This is a genomic window from Pseudomonas sp. R3-18-08 (genome assembly GCF_003852065.1).
In the GTDB taxonomy this organism is placed as follows: domain Bacteria; phylum Pseudomonadota; class Gammaproteobacteria; order Pseudomonadales; family Pseudomonadaceae; genus Aquipseudomonas.
Genome location: NZ_CP027729.1, coordinates 1,370,725 through 1,389,425 on the forward strand (window position 1 = coordinate 1,370,725; position 18,701 = coordinate 1,389,425).

20 protein-coding genes are annotated in these 18,701 nt (G+C 60.9%); 16 read left to right on the forward strand and 4 right to left on the reverse strand.

The features are described 5' to 3' along the window. Nucleotides 1-50 precede the first annotated feature (50 nt). The 9 genes from C4J92_RS06200 to C4J92_RS06240 all read left to right on the forward strand — a co-directional run bounded on the left by C4J92_RS06200 (nt 51) and on the right by C4J92_RS06240 (nt 8,739). Nucleotides 51-1,052 carry a PleD family two-component system response regulator gene (locus C4J92_RS06200; RefSeq protein WP_124366083.1) on the forward strand — a complete coding sequence of 334 codons (1,002 nt, stop codon included), beginning with the start codon at nt 51-53 and terminating at the stop codon, nt 1,050-1,052. A 643-nt stretch (nt 1,053-1,695) separates the two neighbouring features. Next, nucleotides 1,696-2,791 (forward strand): peptide chain release factor 2 gene (prfB, locus tag C4J92_RS06205; protein ID WP_100226016.1). Its coding sequence is split into 2 segments (ribosomal slippage): nt 1,696-1,767 and nt 1,769-2,791, totalling 1,095 coding nucleotides; the frame shifts between segments, so codons are not numbered across the junction. A 96-nt stretch (nt 2,792-2,887) separates the two neighbouring features. Continuing rightward, nucleotides 2,888-4,390 carry a lysine--tRNA ligase gene (lysS, locus tag C4J92_RS06210; RefSeq protein WP_124369851.1) on the forward strand — a complete coding sequence of 501 codons (1,503 nt, stop codon included), beginning with the start codon at nt 2,888-2,890 and terminating at the stop codon, nt 4,388-4,390. A gap of 165 nt (nt 4,391-4,555) precedes the next feature. Next, nucleotides 4,556-5,272, forward strand: a complete 717-nt coding sequence (locus C4J92_RS06215) for a TetR/AcrR family transcriptional regulator (RefSeq protein ID WP_124366085.1) — start codon at nt 4,556-4,558, stop codon at nt 5,270-5,272. A 35-nt stretch (nt 5,273-5,307) separates the two neighbouring features. Next, nucleotides 5,308-6,585 (forward strand): flavohemoglobin expression-modulating QEGLA motif protein, encoded by a 1,278-nt coding sequence (locus tag C4J92_RS06220; protein ID WP_124361575.1) that lies wholly within the window; start codon nt 5,308-5,310, stop codon nt 6,583-6,585. A gap of 41 nt (nt 6,586-6,626) precedes the next feature. Further along, on the forward strand, nt 6,627-7,532 hold the full coding sequence (locus tag C4J92_RS06225) for an alpha/beta hydrolase (RefSeq protein WP_124403280.1): 906 nt from the start codon (nt 6,627-6,629) through the stop codon (nt 7,530-7,532). Then, nucleotides 7,529-7,855, forward strand: coding sequence for a hypothetical protein (locus tag C4J92_RS06230; protein ID WP_124361577.1), 327 nt, complete (start codon nt 7,529-7,531; stop codon nt 7,853-7,855). The genes C4J92_RS06225 and C4J92_RS06230 overlap by 4 nt, the downstream gene beginning before the upstream one ends. 168 nt (nt 7,856-8,023) lie before the next feature. Further along, a complete protein-coding gene (locus tag C4J92_RS06235; RefSeq protein WP_177413177.1) occupies nt 8,024-8,389 on the forward strand; it encodes a hypothetical protein in 366 nt (121 codons plus the stop codon). A gap of 143 nt (nt 8,390-8,532) precedes the next feature. Beyond that, nucleotides 8,533-8,739 carry a hypothetical protein gene (locus tag C4J92_RS06240; protein WP_124403281.1) on the forward strand — a complete coding sequence of 69 codons (207 nt, stop codon included), beginning with the start codon at nt 8,533-8,535 and terminating at the stop codon, nt 8,737-8,739. Nucleotides 8,740-8,768: 29 nt separating this feature from the next. Here the strand turns inward: C4J92_RS06240 and C4J92_RS06245 are convergent, their stop codons facing one another. From C4J92_RS06245 to C4J92_RS06255, 3 genes are all read right to left on the reverse strand, one after another. Further along, nucleotides 8,769-9,554, reverse strand: coding sequence for an OmpA family protein (locus C4J92_RS06245; RefSeq protein WP_104501912.1), 786 nt, complete (start codon nt 9,552-9,554; stop codon nt 8,769-8,771). A gap of 56 nt (nt 9,555-9,610) precedes the next feature. Next, nucleotides 9,611-10,036, reverse strand: coding sequence for a DUF4398 domain-containing protein (locus C4J92_RS06250; protein ID WP_124361579.1), 426 nt, complete (start codon nt 10,034-10,036; stop codon nt 9,611-9,613). A gap of 272 nt (nt 10,037-10,308) precedes the next feature. Continuing rightward, nucleotides 10,309-10,653 carry a pilin assembly protein gene (locus tag C4J92_RS06255; RefSeq protein ID WP_124403282.1) on the reverse strand — a complete coding sequence of 115 codons (345 nt, stop codon included), beginning with the start codon at nt 10,651-10,653 and terminating at the stop codon, nt 10,309-10,311. A 163-nt stretch (nt 10,654-10,816) separates the two neighbouring features. Here C4J92_RS06255 and ppc point away from each other — a divergent pair, with 163 nt between their 5' ends. The 7 genes from ppc to C4J92_RS06290 all read left to right on the forward strand — a co-directional run bounded on the left by ppc (nt 10,817) and on the right by C4J92_RS06290 (nt 18,016). Then, the gene (gene ppc / locus C4J92_RS06260; protein ID WP_124403283.1) at nt 10,817-13,444 is read left to right on the forward strand and encodes a phosphoenolpyruvate carboxylase; all 2,628 of its coding nucleotides are present in this window, start codon (nt 10,817-10,819) and stop codon (nt 13,442-13,444) included. Nucleotides 13,445-13,724: 280 nt separating this feature from the next. Beyond that, entirely contained in the window at nt 13,725-14,372 is a 648-nt protein-coding gene (gene adk / locus C4J92_RS06265; protein ID WP_124369856.1) for an adenylate kinase, read from the forward strand. 90 nt (nt 14,373-14,462) lie between these two features. Continuing rightward, nucleotides 14,463-15,149, forward strand: a complete 687-nt coding sequence (gene tsaB, locus C4J92_RS06270; protein WP_124403284.1) for a tRNA (adenosine(37)-N6)-threonylcarbamoyltransferase complex dimerization subunit type 1 TsaB — start codon at nt 14,463-14,465, stop codon at nt 15,147-15,149. Between the two features lie 160 nt (nt 15,150-15,309). Further along, nucleotides 15,310-15,600 (forward strand): hypothetical protein, encoded by a 291-nt coding sequence (locus C4J92_RS06275; RefSeq protein ID WP_124361584.1) that lies wholly within the window; start codon nt 15,310-15,312, stop codon nt 15,598-15,600. Beyond that, a complete protein-coding gene (locus C4J92_RS06280) occupies nt 15,600-16,460 on the forward strand; it encodes a DUF72 domain-containing protein (protein ID WP_124403285.1) in 861 nt (286 codons plus the stop codon). The genes C4J92_RS06275 and C4J92_RS06280 overlap by 1 nt, the downstream gene beginning before the upstream one ends. Before the next feature lie 26 nt (nt 16,461-16,486). Beyond that, the gene (locus tag C4J92_RS06285) at nt 16,487-17,314 is read left to right on the forward strand and encodes an isocitrate lyase/phosphoenolpyruvate mutase family protein (RefSeq protein ID WP_124403286.1); all 828 of its coding nucleotides are present in this window, start codon (nt 16,487-16,489) and stop codon (nt 17,312-17,314) included. 21 nt (nt 17,315-17,335) lie between these two features. After that, the gene (locus C4J92_RS06290) at nt 17,336-18,016 is read left to right on the forward strand and encodes an extensin family protein (RefSeq protein WP_124403287.1); all 681 of its coding nucleotides are present in this window, start codon (nt 17,336-17,338) and stop codon (nt 18,014-18,016) included. Between the two features lie 3 nt (nt 18,017-18,019). On the opposite strand, the gene C4J92_RS06295 is transcribed toward C4J92_RS06290, so the two are convergent. Beyond that, a complete protein-coding gene (locus tag C4J92_RS06295) occupies nt 18,020-18,640 on the reverse strand; it encodes an energy transducer TonB (RefSeq protein WP_124403288.1) in 621 nt (206 codons plus the stop codon). Nucleotides 18,641-18,701 lie beyond the last annotated feature (61 nt).

Consider the following 18,701-nt stretch of genomic DNA (forward strand, 5'->3'; position numbering starts at 1 on the left):
GAACATCTCCCGCTGTGCTGGTTTGCAGGCAGTAATTCAGGTGACTGCACATGATTGATTTACAACTCGACGGCTTCAAGACCGACGAAAACGCCGCCATGGTGCTGCTGGTCGACGACCAGGCCATGATCGGCGAAGCCGTGCGGCGCGGCCTGGCCCATGAAGAAAACATCGACTTCCACTTTTGCGCCGACCCGCACCAGGCCATCTCCCAGGCGATTCGCATCAAGCCGACGGTGATCCTGCAAGACCTGGTCATGCCCGGCCTCGACGGCCTGACCCTGGTGCGCGAATACCGCAATCACCCGGCCACGGCGAATATCCCGATCATCGTGCTCTCCACCAAAGAGGACCCGCTGATCAAGAGCGCAGCCTTTGCGGCCGGGGCCAACGATTACCTGGTCAAGCTGCCGGACAATATCGAATTGGTGGCGCGCATCCGTTATCACTCGCGCTCCTACATGACCCTGTTGCAGCGGGACGCGGCTTACCGCGCGCTGCGGGTCAGCCAGCAACAGTTGCTGGACACCAACCTGGTGCTGCAACGGCTGATGAACTCCGATGGTTTGACCGGGCTGTCCAATCGCCGTCACTTCGACGAATACCTGGAACTGGAATGGCGCCGTGCCATGCGCGACCAGACCCAGCTCTCCTTGTTGATGATCGACGTGGACTTCTTCAAGACCTTCAACGATAGCTTCGGGCACGTCGAAGGCGACGAAGCCCTGCGCAAAGTCGCCGCCACCATCCGTGAAGCCAGCAGCCGCCCTTCGGACCTGCCGGCGCGCTACGGCGGTGAAGAATTCGCGTTGGTGCTGCCCAACACCTCGCCGGGCGGTGCGCGGCTGGTCGCGGAAAAACTGCGCATGGCGGTGGCCGCGCTGAACATTCCGCATATCGCGCCGGCTGAAGGCGCTAGCCTGACCATCAGCATTGGGCTGTCGACGTTGACACCCGTTCAGGGCACCGATTGCCGCCAGTTGATCATGGCGGCGGACAAGGGGTTGTATATGGCAAAGCACAATGGGCGTAATCAGGTCGGTATCGAGTAACTCAAGGCCGGCTCAGAGCCAAATGTGGGAGGGGGCTTGCTCCCGATGGCGGTGTGTCAGCTCAGGATAAACTGACAGACAGACTGCATCGGGGCACAGGTATCTACACAATTTTGCAGCAGCCTCCGGTAACCACGATGCGAAGCGAGCCGCTCTTGATCTTGATCTTAAGCGCCCCCTTAAACCACGCTGGCCGGAATTCGGCATTGATTTGGAGGGTAAACCGGCAGGGATGCCGGTTTAGCCGCCCCGCGCCATGGATGGCGCGTGGCGGCGGCCCTCCAAATCAATGTCGGATTACGGGCACACCGAGCCTAGGCGAGGTGCCGAGTGGTGGGGCAAGAGCCCTTTTGGTTACTTTTGGGGCTCTTTTCCAAAAGTGACCCGCCGTAAGGGCGGAACCCTAAGCCGCCGTTACCGCAGCAACGGATATGTACTCGCTCTGATCCAACATAATGGTCTGCTGCCAGGCCGCCATCGGGGGCAAGTCGAATCGTCGCACCGCCCCTCCCACATTTAGATCTTCATTGGCCTTGGGATTGTGTACCAATCCGCGCCTTTTCGGCCAGGCGGGCTGCCGTTTCCAGGCGTTTGCCGTTATACTCGCCGGCTTTCAAAAGTTCGCCAACGAGTGCTGCCCGCCATGGAAATCAACCCGATCCTGAACACCATCAAGGACCTGTCCGAGCGCTCCGAAACTATTCGGGGGTATCTTTGACTACGATCAAAAGCATGAGCGTCTGACCGAAGTCAATCGCGAGCTTGAAGATCCGAGTGTCTGGAACAAACCTGAATATGCCCAGGAACTGGGCCGCGAGCGCGCTGCGCTGGCGCAGATCGTCGACACGCTCGACGAGCTGAACACCGGCCTGGCCGACTGCCGCGACCTGCTGGACATGGCCGTTGAAGAAGATGACGAAGGCGCAGTGGGCGATGTCGTCGCCGAGCTGGCCCGTCTCGAGGAAAACCTCGCCAAGCTTGAATTTCGCCGCATGTTCAGCCACGAAATGGACCCGAACAACGCCTACCTGGACATCCAGGCCGGTTCCGGCGGCACCGAGGCCCAGGACTGGGCCAACATCCTGCTGCGCATGTACCTGCGCTGGGCCGACAAACGCGGTTTCGACGCGACCATCATGGAACTGTCCGCCGGTGAAGTAGCGGGCATCAAGGGCGCCACCGTGCACATCAAGGGTGAATACGCCTTTGGCTGGCTGCGTACCGAGATCGGCGTACACCGCCTGGTGCGCAAGAGCCCGTTCGACTCCGGCAACCGTCGCCATACCTCGTTCTCCGCTGTTTTCGTCTCGCCAGAGATCGATGACAAGGTGGAAATCGAGATCAACCCGGCCGACCTGCGTATCGACACCTACCGCTCCTCCGGTGCCGGTGGCCAGCACGTAAACACCACCGACTCGGCCGTCCGTATCACCCACGTACCGACCAACACCGTGGTCAGTTGCCAGAACGAGCGTTCCCAGCACGCGAACAAGGACACCGCCATGAAAATGTTGCGGGCCAAGTTGTACGAGCAGGAAATGCAGAAGCGCAACGCCGCTTCTCAAGCACTGGAAGACACCAAGTCGGACATCGGTTGGGGTCACCAGATCCGCTCCTATGTGCTCGATGCGTCGCGGATCAAGGATTTGCGCACTAACATCGAACGCAGCGACTGCGACAAGGTGCTCGACGGCGATATCGACGAATACCTGGAAGCCAGCCTCAAATCGGGCCTCTAAAGAACCCTGTAGGAGCGGGGGGGACGCCTAGTCCTTGCCTCGCGATCCCCAGCCGAAGGCTGGGGAAAACGTATCTGTGATGGAATTTCAAAAGACATGAGCGACCAACAACTCGACCCGCAAGCCCTGCAACAGGAAGAAAACTCCCTGATCGCCCTGCGCAAGGAAAAGCTTGCTGCCGAGCGCGCCAAGGGTAACGCCTTCCCCAACGACTTCCGCCGCGAAAACTACTGCGATGCCTTGCAGAAGCAGTACGCGGACAAGACCAAGGAAGAGCTGGCAGAAGCGGCGATCCCGGTCAAGGTGGCGGGTCGCATCATGCTCAACCGTGGCTCGTTCATGGTGATCCAGGACATGACCGGGCGTATCCAGGTCTACGTCAACCGCAAGACCCTTTCCGAAGAAACCCTGGCCTCGGTGAAAACCTGGGACATGGGCGACATCATCGCCGCCGAAGGCACCCTGGCTCGTTCCGGCAAGGGCGACCTGTATGTCGAAATGACCAGCGTACGCCTGCTGACCAAGTCGCTGCGCCCGCTGCCGGACAAGCACCACGGCCTGACCGACACCGAGCAGCGCTACCGCCAGCGCTACGTTGACCTGATCGTCAACGAAGACGTGCGCCAGACCTTCCGCGTGCGTTCGCAAGTCATCGCCCACATCCGCAGCTTCCTGATGCAGCGTGACTTCCTCGAAGTGGAAACGCCGATGCTGCAGACCATCCCCGGTGGTGCCGCAGCCAAGCCGTTCGAAACCCACCACAATGCGCTGGACCTGCCAATGTTCCTGCGTATCGCGCCGGAGCTGTACCTCAAGCGCCTGGTGGTCGGCGGTTTCGAGAAAGTCTTCGAAATCAACCGCAACTTCCGTAACGAAGGCGTCTCGACCCGGCACAACCCTGAATTCACCATGTTGGAGTTCTACCAGGCCTACGCCGACTACGAAGACAACATGGACCTCACCGAAGAACTGTTCCGCGAGCTGGCGCAGCTTGTTCTCGGGACTACCGACGTGCCGTACGGCGACAAGGTTTTCCACTTCGGCGAGCCGTTCGTGCGCCTGTCGGTGTTCGACTCGATCCTCAAGTACAACCCTGAGCTGACCGCCGATGATCTGAACGACATCGACAAGGCCCGTGCCATCGCCAAGAAAGCCGGCGCCAAGGTGCTGGGCTTCGAAGGCCTGGGCAAACTGCAGGTGATGATTTTCGAAGAGTTGGTGGAGCACAAGCTGGAACAGCCGCACTTCATTACCCAGTACCCGTTCGAAGTGTCGCCGCTGGCCCGTCGCAACGATGACAACCCGAACGTCACCGACCGTTTCGAGCTGTTCATCGGTGGCCGCGAAATCGCCAACGCCTATTCCGAGCTGAACGACGCGGAAGACCAGGCCGAGCGCTTCATGGCCCAGGTGGCCGACAAGGACGCCGGCGACGACGAAGCCATGCACTACGACGCCGACTTCGTACGTGCCCTGGAATATGGCATGCCGCCAACCGCCGGTGAAGGTATCGGCATCGACCGCCTGGTGATGCTGTTGACCAACTCGCCGTCGATCCGCGATGTGATCTTGTTCCCGCACATGCGGCCACAAGCGTAACCGTAGCGAAATCCGAAGCCGCCTTTTATAAGGCGGCTTTTTTATGTGGCGTGTACTCGCGTCAAGCAAACAGCGCCAGGGTTTTGTTGATGGTTGATCGTTCCCACGCTCTGCGTAGGAATGCATCTTGTGACGCTCCGCGTCACGCTTAAAAGAGGAAGTGTGGTGAACCGCGTAATGGCTCAAGAAGGCGCCGCCGGCATTGCCGCTGCCGTGGCTGAAAGCGTCCAGTACCAAGGCCGCAAGGCCAGCCGCCGGGGCAGTGAACAACGCCGGCAAGACATTCTCGATGCGGCCATGCGCATCGTGGTCCGCGAGGGGGTCCGTGCCGTGCGCCACCGGGCCGTGGCGGCGGAGGCCGGCGTGCCGTTGTCGGCGACCACGTACTATTTCAAAGACATCGATGACCTGCTCACCGACACCTTTGCTCAATACGTCGAGCGCAGCGCTGCCTTCATGGGCAAACTGTGGGTGCGCAACGAAGGCCTGCTGCGCGAGATGGTCGCGTATGGCGATGGCAGCCCGGCATCGCGCTCGCAGCTCGCCGATGACATTGCGCGGCTGACCGCCGACTACGTGCAGCGCCAACTGGCCAACCGCCGTGAATACCTGATGGCCGAGCAGGCCTTCCGCCAGGAAGCCTTGTTGAATCCGCGCCTGGCCGAACTGGTACGCTCCCACCAACAGATCCTGTTGCAGGGCACCGGGCAGTTTTTCCAGGTATTGGGCTCCCGCGAGCCGCAACAGGATGCCAAGGTGTTGACGGCGATTATCAGTCGGATGGAATATCAGGGCCTGTTGGGCGGCGCAGAGCCTCTGACCGGTGACGAGATGCTGGAGATACTCAAGCGTTACATGCACCTGGTATTGGCTTCGGTCTGATACCAGCAAGGCCACGTTTAAAGAGGAAGCACCGGGTGGACGATTACCAGCAGACGATACGCACCTTGTCCGATCGCATTGTGCTGGCGCAAACGCCGATCCGCGTCCTCGACGCCGTGAAGTGGGACGAGAATATTCGCCAGGGCTTTCTCAAGGCCAAGGGCAAGGCCATGCCCGCCGTGGATCGCGATTACTACCTGAACCGCCCGTTGTCGTTCGACTCCAGTGCGGTCAAGCTGGAATTCCAGAACATCGAGCGCGACATCACCCGCCGCCTCGGCCAGTTCAGCCCGGTGGGGCAGATCATGCGCCGTATGTGCCGGGAGTACCGCATGGTCGTGCGTATGCTCGAAGCCCGTGGCACCGAGGATTTCGGCCTGATTTCCCAGGAGCTCTACGGCGCCGCGTCCGACGCCTTCCATGCCGGTGACCCGACCCTGGCCGACCTGGGCCTGATGCTCTCGGACTACCTGAACAATATCGACGGCCGTGGCGACCTCAAGGACGAAGCCAAGACCTTGACCGCCAAGGACGCCGTCGCCTTGCTGCAAACGCGCTTGAACAAAGTGTTCGGCGAGGCCGAAGAAACCATCCGCGTGTTCGAATCCGATGGCATCGTCGCCGACGCGGCGGCGGGCGCCGACTACATTAAGATCCGCGCCGACGCGATGTTCAACGACCGTGACGTGCGCGCCCTGGAGGTGCACGAAGGCCTGGTGCATGTGGGCACCACCCTCAATGGTCAGAACCAGCCGATCTGCACGTTCCTGTCCAAGGGCCCACCCTCGTCCACCGTGACCCAGGAAGGTCTGGCGATCCTGATGGAGATCATCACGTTCGCCTCCTACCCCAGCCGGCTGCGCAAACTGACCAACCGCACCCGCGCCATTCATATGGTGGAGGAGGGCGCCGACTTCCTGCAGGTGTTCGAATTCTTCCGCGAGCAAGGCTTTGAAATGGCTGAAAGCTACGGCAACGCCAGTCGCGTGTTCCGTGGCTCGGTGCCCACTGGCTTGCCGTTTACCAAGGATCTGTCCTACCTCAAAGGCTTTATCATGGTCTACAACTACATCCAGCTGGCCGTGCGCAAGGGCAAGTTGGAACAAGTGCCGTTGTTGTTCTGCGGCAAGACCACCCTTGAAGATATGCGCACCTTGCGCCAACTGGTCGATGAAGGCCTGGTAGTGCCGCCCAAATACCTGCCCGAACAGTTCCGCGACATGAACGCACTGGCGGCGTGGATGTGCTTCTCCAACTTCCTCAACCATTTGAGCCTGGACCGCATCGAGGCGGACTACTCCAATATCCTGTAAGGGTGCTGGCTATTTTCAACTCACCCACGAGGCTTCAACGGATGAGAATCCTCGGCATACTTTGCCTGCTACTCACATTGAACGGCTGCAGCTCTCTGCTGTTCTACCCGGAGCCCGGCCAGCCGTTCACGCCGGAAAAAGCCCACCTTGCGTACCGCGACGTCACCCTCACCACCGCCGACGGCGTAAAGCTGCACGCCTGGTGGCTACCCGCCAAGCCCGGCGTGCCACTCAAAGGCACGGTGCTGCACCTGCACGGCAATGGTGGCAATCTGGCCTGGCACCTGGGCGGGAGTTGGTGGTTGCCGGAGCAGGGCTACCAAGTGCTGTTGCTCGACTATCGCGGCTATGGGCTCTCCGAAGGCAAGCCGTCATTGCCGGCGATTTATCAGGATGTGGACGCCGCGTTCAGTTGGCTCGATCAGGCGCCCGAAGTCCGCGGCCAGCCGCTGATCGTCCTTGGCCAGAGCCTGGGCGGTGCGTTGGCCGTGCATTATCTGGCGGCCCACCCCGAGCGCCAGTCCCGGCTCAAGGCCCTGGTATTGGATGGTGTGCCCGCCAGTTATCGTGACGTGGGACAATTTGCCCTGAGCACGTCCTGGTTAACATGGCCGTTGCAGGTCCCTCTGTCCTGGCTGGTACCCGACGCCGACAGCGCGATCAACGCCATGCCCCAACTGACTGGCGTGCCCAAGCTGCTGTTTCACAGCCTGGATGATCCAATCGTGCCCTTGTCCAACGGTATCCGCCTGTACCAGGCGGCGCCCGCACCCAGGGTGCTGCAACTGACGCGCGGTGGGCATGTGCAGACATTTGCCGACAAGACCTGGCAAACCGTAATGCTGCGTTACCTGGATGACCCGCTGCACTTCAACGGCCTGCGTCGTCTAGGCGAAATCCCGAATTATCCCCTACCTGAAGCTGACCCATCAGAGAGCCCGCAATGAGTGAAGAGCGCAATATGATCCCGCTGATTCTCACTGGCATCGGCACCATCATCGGTACTGTCGGTTGCCTGTGGTACTACGGCTACCTGCACTTCGCCAAGCCGGAGGATGCGCTGTTGCTCAGCGATTTCACGATGCTCAAGACCGTGCCGGGTGAGGACTACAAAGTCTCGTTGACCCCTGCCGCTCAAGTGGCGCAGTGCATTGATGGCGTATTGGTGATGTTCGACACCGACCAGAAAGGCCTGAGTGGCGTGCTGGTGAATAACAAGAAGCAGGCAGTGCGTTGCATGGGGCAGGAAACCCCACAACTGCAGCAGTGACGGCCGGCTTCCCCGCCGTGGGAAAGTGCCGTTATCTCTACAGATTATGGATTTGTCACCTGTCAGTCCGCCCGGCTGAGCGGAACCATCCTGACGCTCCCACCACAGATATGGACTGATTGGCGCTGCCGATCAGTCCATTTTATTCATTGGTTGGAGTGAGCGTTTATGGCGGGAATCAACGGCGTATCGGGTGGTGCAAACATGGGTGGCCTGGGCGGTGTCGGTAATACCGGCAATCGCCAGGGGGGCTCGCAGCAGGGGCTCGACCAACAGATTCAAGATGTAAAGAATCAGATTCAGGAGCTTAAATCCAAAGGTTCTCAGGAAAACCAGGGAAGTAGCGGTGGCGGTGGCGAAGATCCTCTCAAGGCATTGGAGGAACTGCTGAAGAAACTGCTCGCCCAGAAAGCTGGCGGGGCGCAGGGTGGTCAAGGCGCACAAGATGGCCAAAGCGGGGGACAAAGCGACGGTCAGGGCCAGGGCCAGATCCAGTCTCCGCCATCACAAGGTACAGGCTCCGTCGACTACTGATGGGTGCCTCTGGAAAACCGCCTTCATTGGCGGTTTTTCAGGTTGCATCAAGCGACCGGTTTTGTTGTTGACGCGATATCTGGAACCGTATCGCGTCAGATGCCACAGACAGCGATGAAACTACACAAAGCGGGGCCTAGAATGTGGCGATAACCATTGCTGCAATACGCAACATGTTGGACATGGCCAGGGAGCATCAGAAGCTGGAGCGCAGAGACGCTGAGGGCGATGAACTCAAGCAACTGATGGATAAGCTGTCGCAAAATGCTTATGGCCCCAAAATCGAAATGCCTGCCGACGATACTCACCGCACCATCCAGTTTGACGAACCCAAAAAAAACCCACCGTAAGGTGGGTTTTTTCATGCCGCTTAAACCAATCAGTTAGCGACGGAAGAACGTGGCTTGACCGGTTGGTTGTCGTTGGAGATGGTCACTTCAACGCGGCGGTTCATTGCACGGCCCGATACGCTGCCGTTGTCGGCAACCGGGTATTCCTTGCCGTAGCCCTGGGTCACGATGCGCGAGATATCCACGCCTTGCTGTGCCAGTGCACGTTGCACGGAAGCCGCGCGGCGCTCGGACAGGCTCTGGTTGTACGAGTCGGAACCGGTGCTGTCGGTGTAGCCTTCGACAATCACTTTACGGTCTGGGTTGTCGCGCAGGAACTGAGCCAGCTTGGTGATATTCACCAGGCCGCTGGACTTCAGGTCGGACTTGTTGGTGGCGAACAGTACGTCACCAAAGGTCACCAGGGTGCCGCGATCGGTTTGCTTGGCGTTCAAGCTGTCTTGCAGTTGCTTGATCTGCGCGTCACGGGCGTCCAGCAGGGCGCGGGCACGTTCGTCGCCAGCGTTTTTCAGCTTGGCTTCGGACTCACGCAGAGAAATGGTGTCTTTGGCCACTTCTACACGCTGGTTGGTCAGGTAAGCCAACTGGTCGACTTTCTTCTCGTCTTCCTTGTCGCGGTAGGCCTTGTCTGCCTTGTCCAGCCACTCGCTGGCGTCTTTGGTTTCCAGCGCTGCGAGCTTGGTAGCCTGCGGGTTGGTTTGCAGGGCCGTGAAATTGGTCCGTGCGTTTTCCAGATTTGCGTTCGGCGGGGTGGAGCAGGCTGCCAAGGCAACGCTCATCGCCAACAGGGCAGGGATCATCAATTGTTTACGCATAGTCGTGTCGTCCTTTCAATTCGATATCAGGTGCGATGCAGTCAAGGGGCAGCGGCTTACTTCTGCTGGATAGCAGCCGGGCGCATGCCTTCCTTACGCAACTCGTCAACTGCTTTCTGGGAATCCTTCACCGCTTGCTCAGCCTTGGCAGCCTGGGCTTTACGCTCAGCGACACGAGCGTCCCACTCGGCTTGTTCAGCCAACTGACGCGCTTTGTCGTAGTTCTTGTCGTGCATGGCGATTTCGGCTTCTTTGAGCTTGTCCTGGGCCGACTTCATTTCCACGGCTGCAAACTCGGTACCGCCGGCGCTGACCGCGCTGTTGACCGCAGATTGGGTCACTGCGTATTGCTCGGTCGGCGGGTTGCCGGCACAGCCAGCCAGAACGAAGCTGGTGCCGATTGCCAGCGCGGCCAATTTGAGCCCGCGCAGGTGGTTAAACGAGGATTTGGCAGTGCTGGTCTTCATCGTCTTCAACTCCATTGGATAACTCCTGAAAAATCCATCCTGGCGTTCGTTTGCGGGCCCGGCGGTTAAGCACATGACGCCAGTTCAAACGAGCGTTCCAAGTGATGGCTTACTGGCTGTGACCGGATGCTTTTTTCAAAAGTTCAGCGGAGATGGCGATTTGCCTAAAAAAATATCTGACTGAATGGTCAGCATCAGAAAATTGGAACTTTCACCCCGCGCAGTGGTACGCCGGGCCGCTGAAAGGCCCGGAATACAGGGGTTGAATCGGTTTGAATAAGGGGAGATCAGTGCTGCGATTCGTCAGCACTCGCTGACAAATCATGCAGATAGCGGCGCGACAACGTCAGAAAGCGCGGTGTGGGCCCGACGTCTTCATACAGCGGGTCGCCTTCCTCATCGGTGGCAATCACCTGCTGGCCCTTGACGTAGGGAAAGCTGGCTTCCAGCTCTTCGAGGGCGGCGCCGATCAGTTCGCCAAGCAGCTCTTCGGTGTGGCGCTTGGGGTACATCTCGGCGAGGGCAGCCAGCCGCGCGGCGGCTTCTACGTCCAGATGAATCGCGTATTGGGTTTGGGTCAGTCGACCCTTGGCGGTTTCTTCCCAATGCTGGGGCAGGTCTCGAATTTTCATGGCAACCTCAATAATGAGTGACCAGCCACCGGTGTGGATAACCCGGCGCCTTAACCTTGAGACTAGCTGCAAGCCGCAAGGTTTAAAGTGTCTTGTCAGAAAGCGCCGCCGACGGCACTCTGGAACACCTGCGCGTCCCGGATTTCTGGCTGGAGATTGGCTGATGAGTGATATCGATGCACGCTTGCGTGAGGATGTTCACCTGCTGGGTGAACTGTTGGGCAACACCATTCGAGAGCAATACGGCGATGCTTTTCTCGACAAGATCGAGCAGATCCGTAAAGGCGCCAAGGCTGACCGGCGCGGCGCGGGCGCTGAGCTCAGCGCGAGCCTGAATCAGCTGCAGGAAGATGAACTGCTGCCTGTAGCGCGGGCCTTCAACCAGTTCCTCAACCTGGCCAACATTGCCGAGCAGTACCAGTTGATTCATCGGCGCGATGAATCGCAGCCGGCGCCCTTCGAGTCCCGTGTGCTGCCGGAGTTGCTGGCCCGCCTGCAAAGCGAAGGCCACAGTGACGAATCCCTGGCCCGCCAATTGGCGCGGCTGGAGATCGAGTTGGTCCTCACCGCCCACCCCACCGAAGTCGCGCGCCGCACGCTGATCCAGAAATATGACGCGATTGCCGCGCAACTGGCGCTGCAGGACCACCGTGACCTCACCAGCGCCGAACGCGAGCAGATCCGTGAACGCTTGCAACGCCTGATCGCCGAGGCGTGGCACACCGAAGAAATCCGCCGCGTCCGGCCCACGCCGGTGGATGAAGCCAAATGGGGCTTTGCGGTCATCGAGCATTCGTTGTGGCAGGCCATTCCCAATTATTTGCGCAAGGCCGACCAGGCCTTGCACGCCGCCACCGGTTTGCGTCTGCCGCTGACGGCCGCGCCAATTCGATTTGCCTCGTGGATGGGCGGCGATCGGGACGGCAACCCGAATGTCACGGCGCCGGTCACTCGCGAAGTGCTGTTGCTGGCGCGCTGGATGGCGTCGGATTTGTATCTGCGCGATATCGATCAGCTCGCCTCCGAGCTGTCCATGCAGCAGGCCAGCCCGGCATTGCAGGCCCAGGTGGGGGACAGCGTCGAGCCTTACCGTGCCGTGCTCAAGCAACTGCGCGAACGCCTGCGCGCCACGCGCCAATGGGCCCATGCCGCGTTGAGTGGCCCTGCACCGGCGCCGGCGCAGGTGTTGCAAGACAATCGCGACCTGCTCGGCCCGCTGGAGCTGTGCTATCAGTCGCTGCATGAGTGCGGCATGGGCGTGATTGCCGATGGTCCGTTGCTCGACTGCCTGCGCCGCGCCGTGACGTTCGGCCTGTTCCTGGTCCGCCTGGATGTGCGCCAGGATTCCACGCGTCACTCGTCGGCCATGACCGAAATCACCGATTACCTCGGCCTGGGTCGTTATGAAGACTGGGACGAAGACACGCGCATCGACTTCCTGAGCAAAGAACTGACCAATCGTCGACCGCTGCTGCCGGGTTATTTCAAACCGTCGGCGGACACCGCTGAGGTGTTGAACACCTGCCGCGAAATCGCCGCTGCACCGGCCGCATCGTTGGGCTCCTATGTGATTTCCATGGCCGGCGCCGCCTCGGACGTGCTGGCGGTGCAGTTGCTGCTCAAAGAATCGGGCGTACAGCGGCCAATGCGCGTCGTGCCGCTGTTCGAGACCCTGGCCGACCTGGATAACGCCGGGCCGGTGATGGATCGGCTGTTGCAACTGCCGGGCTATCGCGCGCGGCTGCACGGCCCGCAGGAAGTGATGATCGGCTATTCGGACTCGGCCAAGGACGCCGGCACCACCGCCGCCGCTTGGGCGCAGTACCGGGCGCAGGAACGGCTGGTGGATATCTGCCGCGAGCAACAAGTGGAATTGCTGTTGTTCCACGGTCGTGGGGGCACCGTCGGCCGTGGCGGTGGCCCGGCGCATGCGGCGATCCTGTCGCAGCCGCCGGGCTCGGTGGCGGGGCGGTTCCGCACCACCGAACAGGGCGAGATGATCCGCTTCAAGTTTGGCCTGCCGGATATCGCCGAACAGAACCTCAACCTCTACCTGGCGGCGGTACTCGAAGCCACGCTGTTGCCACCGCCGCCACCGGAGCCGGCCTGGCGTCATCTGATGGACGAATTGGCCGCCGACGGCGTCAGCGCCTACCGCGCGGTAGTGCGGGAAAATCCGCAATTCGTCGAGTATTTCCGCCAGTCCACGCCGGAGCAGGAGCTCGGGCGTTTGCCGCTTGGCAGTCGACCCGCGAAGCGGCGCGCCGGCGGTATTGAAAGCCTGCGCGCGATTCCCTGGATCTTCGGCTGGACCCAGACCCGCCTGATGCTGCCCGCCTGGCTAGGCTGGGAAGCGGCATTGAGCAAAGCCCTGGAGCGCGGCGAGGGTGAATTGCTGGGGCAGATGCGCGAGCAGTGGCCGTTCTTCCGCACGCGCATTGACATGCTGGAAATGGTGCTGGCCAAGGCCGACGCCGATATCGCCCGCCTCTATGATGAGCGCCTGGTGCAGCCCGACTTGCTGCCATTGGGTGCGCACTTACGCGACCTATTGTCGCAGGCATGTGACGTGGTACTTGGCCTGACTGGCCAGTCGCAGCTGTTGGCCCACAGTCCGGACACCCTGGAGTTCATCCGCCTGCGCAACACCTACCTCGACCCGTTGCACCTGCTGCAGGCCGAATTGCTTGCTCGCTCGCGCCAACGCGAAGCGGCGCAAGACAGCCCTCTGGAACAGGCGCTGCTGGTGTCCGTCGCCGGTATTGCCGCCGGTTTGCGCAACACCGGTTGAGGTTTTTCGCCTGTTCTCAATAGCTTGCGAATCAACCGCGACGACCGCCCTGAAACGGGCGGTCGTTGTTTGAGGGGGTAGGTTGCGCCCAGGCAAACCCTTTGGCTGACGCATGCCTGGCGCGGGTTTCTCCTACTTTTGGCGGCTTGTGTGGTAAGGGCCTGCTGTGTATCTTGATCAGCCTTTGGCCGTTTGATCGGCCTGGAACCACATTTTTACGAGATTGGCCCCACGCGGCGAATCCGAGCGTCATCTCTATAAAAAATTGAGGAGCACATCGATGCGCGTCATTCTGCTGGGAGCTCCCGGGGCCGGTAAAGGTACTCAGGCAAAGTTCATCACTGAAAAATTCGGCATTCCACAAATCTCCACCGGCGACATGCTGCGCGCGGCCGTCAAGGCCGGCACCGAGCTGGGCCTGATCGCCAAGAGCGTGATGGACAGCGGCGGCCTGGTCTCCGATGACCTGATCATCAACCTGGTCAAGGAACGCATCAGCCAGGAAGACTGCAAGAACGGTTTCCTGTTCGACGGCTTCCCGCGCACCATTCCCCAGGCTGAAGCGCTGGTGAAAGCCGGTGTCGAGTTGGACGCGGTGGTCGAGATCGCGGTTGAAGACGAAGAAATCGTCCAGCGTATCGCCGGTCGACGCGTTCACGAAGGCTCCGGCCGCGTGTATCACATCGTTTACAACCCGCCGAAAGTGGCCGGCAAGGACGATGTCACCGGTGAAGACCTGGTGCAGCGCAAAGACGACACCGAAGAAACCGTGCGTCATCGCCTGTCGGTCTACCATTCCCAGACCAAGCCGCTGGTGGATTTCTACCAGAAGCTGTCCGCTGCACAGGGCAAGCCGAAATACAGCCATATTCCTGGCGTCGGCTCCGTGGAAGCGATCACTGCCAAGGTGCTGCAAGCACTGAGCTGATGCGTTGATCGGCTGCATTCACAACGGCCCGCTTGCGGGCCGTTGTTGTTTATACTGGCGCACTTTTTTTCGACTTGGACACCCACACCCATGAGCACCCTGCTGGCCCTGGACACCGCGACTGAAGCTTGCTCCGTGGCCTTGCTGCACGACGGCAAGGTAACGAGCCACTACGAGGTGATCCCGCGGCTGCACGCGCAGAAGCTGCTGCCCATGATCAAGCAACTGCTGGAAGACGCCGGAACCAGCCTGGCCGCCGTGGATGCCATCGCGTTCGGCCGTGGCCCCGGCGCGTTTACCGGCGTGCGGATTGCCATTGGCGTGGTGCAGGGCCTGGCGTTCGCGTTGGAGCGTCCGGTATTGCCGGTGTCCAACCTCGCGGTACTGGCCCAACGTGCGCTGCGTGAGCATGGCGCCACGCAAGTGGCAGCGGCGATTGATGCGCGCATGGACGAAGTCTATTGGGGCTGCTACCGCGAGAGCGCCGGTGAAATGCGCCTGATTGGCGTGGAAGCCGTGCAAGCGCCGGAGTCATCGGTACTGCCCGATGATGCCAGCGGCGACTGGTTCGGTGCCGGGACTGGCTGGGGCTATGGCGAGCGTATGGGAGTGCGGCTGGCGAATCAGGACGCTGCGATGCTGCCCCATGCCGAAGACCTGCTGACCCTCGCGCGCTTTGCTTTCGAGCGCGGCGAGGCGATTGCGGCGGATCTGGCGGCGCCGGTGTACCTGCGCGATAAAGTCGCACAGACCAAGGCAGAGCGAGGGATTATTTGACGCCAGAATTGCGGTAAATCTGCGGCAAATATCGCCAATCGTCAGAATTTGCACCGGGTTTTAAACCTTTTTCAAATTATGTGTTCTAGTTATCACCAGAGCATTTGCGCGCTACGGATCGCGCCACTAAAATGCCATTACTGATAGCGAGTTCGCGCCCATGCGTATTGATGGCTTTTCCTCACAGTCGTACCCAATCAAACGTAAGCCGCGTAAGGCTAACGTTACTGTGGACGACTCCGTCGAGGACTCGCCAGACTTCATTGAAGTCCACTCCGACGCCCAGCCCAGCACCCAAGCCCGCATCAGCGGTCTTCCCGCCCGTCAGCAAGACATGGTCTTCCCCCGCTCCATGAGCAAAAGCGTTGCCACTGCCCTGGCCAGCTACCTGACCACCGCCGGCTTTGTCGAATGGGATATGGAAGTGCTGGGTCTCGATATCCACATCTGATGCGTCTGCCTTACTACATCGGCTGCCCGTCCTGGAGTGAAAACGCCTGGCGGGAATATCTGTATCCCGCCGATGCGCGCTCCAATGATTACCTTGCACTCTATTCTCAAGTCTTCAACGCGGTTGAAGGCAACACCACGTTTTATGCGCGCCCCTCGGTCGCCACGGTGCAGCGCTGGGCCGAGATCATGCCCGAGCACTTTCGCTTCACCGCCAAATTCCCGGGTGATATCAGCCATGCCGGTGACTTGCGCGAGCAGTTGCCGGCGGCGGAAAGCTTCGTCGGCTTGATGAGCCCCTTGGGCGAGCGCGTTTCGCCGCTGTGGCTGCAACTGTCGAAGGCTTTTACCCCGCAGCGCCTCGGTGAGCTGGCCGGATTCCTCGATGGCATCGATCGCCCGCTGGCCGTTGAAGTTCGCCACGAAGAGTTCTTCGCCAAAGGCGAGGCCGAGCGTAGGCTGAACCGCCTGCTGCGCGATCGCGGTGTCGAACGCGTCTGCCTCGATCCGCGCGCGCTGTTCAGTTGCACCTCCACCTCGGCGGCCGTCCTGCATGCCCAATCGAAAAAGCCCAGGGTGCCTCCGCGCCCGGCGGCGCTGACTCTGTTTCCCCAAGTGCGCTTTATCGGGCATCCCGAGCTTGAAGCCAACGACCCGTTCCTGAAGCCCTGGGTCGAAAAAATCGCCAGTTGGATCGAAGAGGGGCGCACCCCCTACATGTTCCTGCACACCTCGGACAACCGCCTCGCCGCGCAATTGGCCTTGCGTTTCCACGACCAGTTGATGAAGCGTTTGCCAGGGCTCGAGCCGCTGCCGACCTTGCATCGAGAACCCGTCGCGGAGCAACTGGGGTTACTCTAGGGCTTCTTTCCCGCCAGGAGTCAGTCATGGATGCCCAAACCCTTCGCGCCGAAACCTTCAAAGCCCTGCACGCGCGCGATCGTGCCTTTGTCATGCCCAATCCGTGGGACGCCGGCTCCGCCATCATGCTTGCCAGCCTGGGCTTCGAAGCGTTGGCCACCACCAGCGCGGGCTTTGCGTTCAGCCTGGGACGGCCGGATGCGGAAGGCGCGCTGTCGCTGGAAGACACCCTGGGCAATGCCGGAGCCATTGTTCGGGCGACTTCGCTGCCAGTCGCCGCTGACTTGGAAAACGGCTTCAGCGACACCCCCGAAGGCTGTGCCCAGACCATCCTGCGCGCCGCCGCCACCGGTATCGTCGGCGGCTCCATCGAAGATGCCACCGGGGTTGCCGTCGATCCGATCTACCCCTTCGACCTCGCCGTCGAGCGCGTCGAGGCTGCCGTTGCCGCTGCCCGCAGTCTGGGGTTTCCCTTCACGCTGACAGCTCGTGCAGAAAACTTCCTACATGGTCGCCCGGACTTGCCCGACACCATTCGCCGCCTGCAAGCCTACGCCGAAGCGGGCGCCGATGTGCTGTATGCGCCGGGCCTGCGCAGTGCCGAAGAGGTGCTGGCGGTGGTCAAGGCCGTCGCGCCCAAGCCGGTGAATGTATTGATGTCCGGTGGCCTGAACCTCAGCGTCGCGCAGTTGAGCGAACTGGGCGTGCGGCGCATCAGCGTGGGCTCGGCCCTGGCCCTGGCGGCCTATGGCGAGTTCTATCGGGCGGCGCAGGAAATCCACGGGTTGGGCACCTTTACCTTTACCGAGCGCAAGATGCCATTCGACCAGGCCAATCGATTCTTCAAGGGCTAAGTGGTGCGGCCGATCAGGTGGATGGGCGCGTTGCTGTTGCTCGGCGGCGCGCTGGCCGTGGGTGTATGGCGCGGCTGGGTGCCGTTGCCGCATGAATGGAACCCATGGGCGCCGCTGGACGTGCGCGCCAGTCCGAACCTGTTGACGCGCTACAAACTGGGGCGGCTGCAGGATGATCCCGCGCTGTGCGACCAGGTGCTGAAAACCTCGGGGTTGCGGGTGAGCCATCAGGCCGACTCGCGCGCCGACGCCGCTTGCCCCCTGCGTAACACGTTGAGGGTACAGGGCGCAGAGGTTGGCTTGAGCAGCAGCTTCCTGGCCAGTTGCCCACTGGCGGTAGCGTTTGCCCTATTCGAGCGCCACAGCCTGCAACCGGCGGCTCAGGCGATATACGGCCAAGCGGTGATGCGGGTCGATCACCTGGGCAGTTTTGCCTGTCGCAATGTCTACAACCGCGCCGAAGGCCGACTCAGCCAGCACGCGTCGGCCAATGCATTGGATATCGCCGGGTTTCGCCTGGCCGATGGACGTCGTATCAGTGTGTTCAAGGACTGGCCGGGGGAGGGCGCTGACGCACGGTTTTTGCGTCAGGTGCGTGACGGTGCATGTCAGGCTTTCAATGGGGTGTTGAGCCCCGACTATAACGCCGCGCACCGTAACCACTTCCATCTGGATATGGGACGCTGGTGGATGTGTCGCTAAGCGTCAGGCGGCCAGGCGCAGGTTGTTGGCGATCAGCGGGCGTGCCCAGTGGTAGTCAAAATCCAGGGCCTTCTGTTGTTCTGCCAGAGCCTGTTCGGTGAACGGAGTCGCGGCCGGTGGCAACAAGTCCAGCTCGAACTCGGCAATCGGCAAGTGCAGCGGGCGGGGTTGCGGCGCCGGGCCCGGTTCAGCGACGGGTTGACCTGCACTCAGGACAATCGGGCGTACCCAGCCGCTTTCGAAATTCTGCTGGCGTTGCTGGGCGATGATGTCTTCATCAGGAAAGGGTTCCGCCGCGGGTGGCAGCAACTCGGTCTCGAATTCGGCAATCGGCAGGAACAGCGGCTCAGGCGGGGCGATCACGATGTCTTTCACGTCGCACTCGCGCTGGGTGAGGATCTGCGCGAGCAGGTCGGCGCCTTCGCTGGGTTCCACCGCCGGGTCTTTCGGTGCAGTCGCCATGGCGGCCAGCGCGCCCGGCGTGGCACCGAGCTGCTCGGCCAGGGCGCGGGCGAAGAAGTCCTGCCACACATGGCTCACCCCGGCCAGCGCTTGAGTATTGCGCAGGCCGTAGTGGTTGTGGGTCGGCAGTACACCGATAGTTAGGGGAAGAATGTCTGACATTTTTTTCGGTCGACGCTCAGCTCTGGCAAAATACCTGACTGTTGTTTTTATCGGCCGGTGT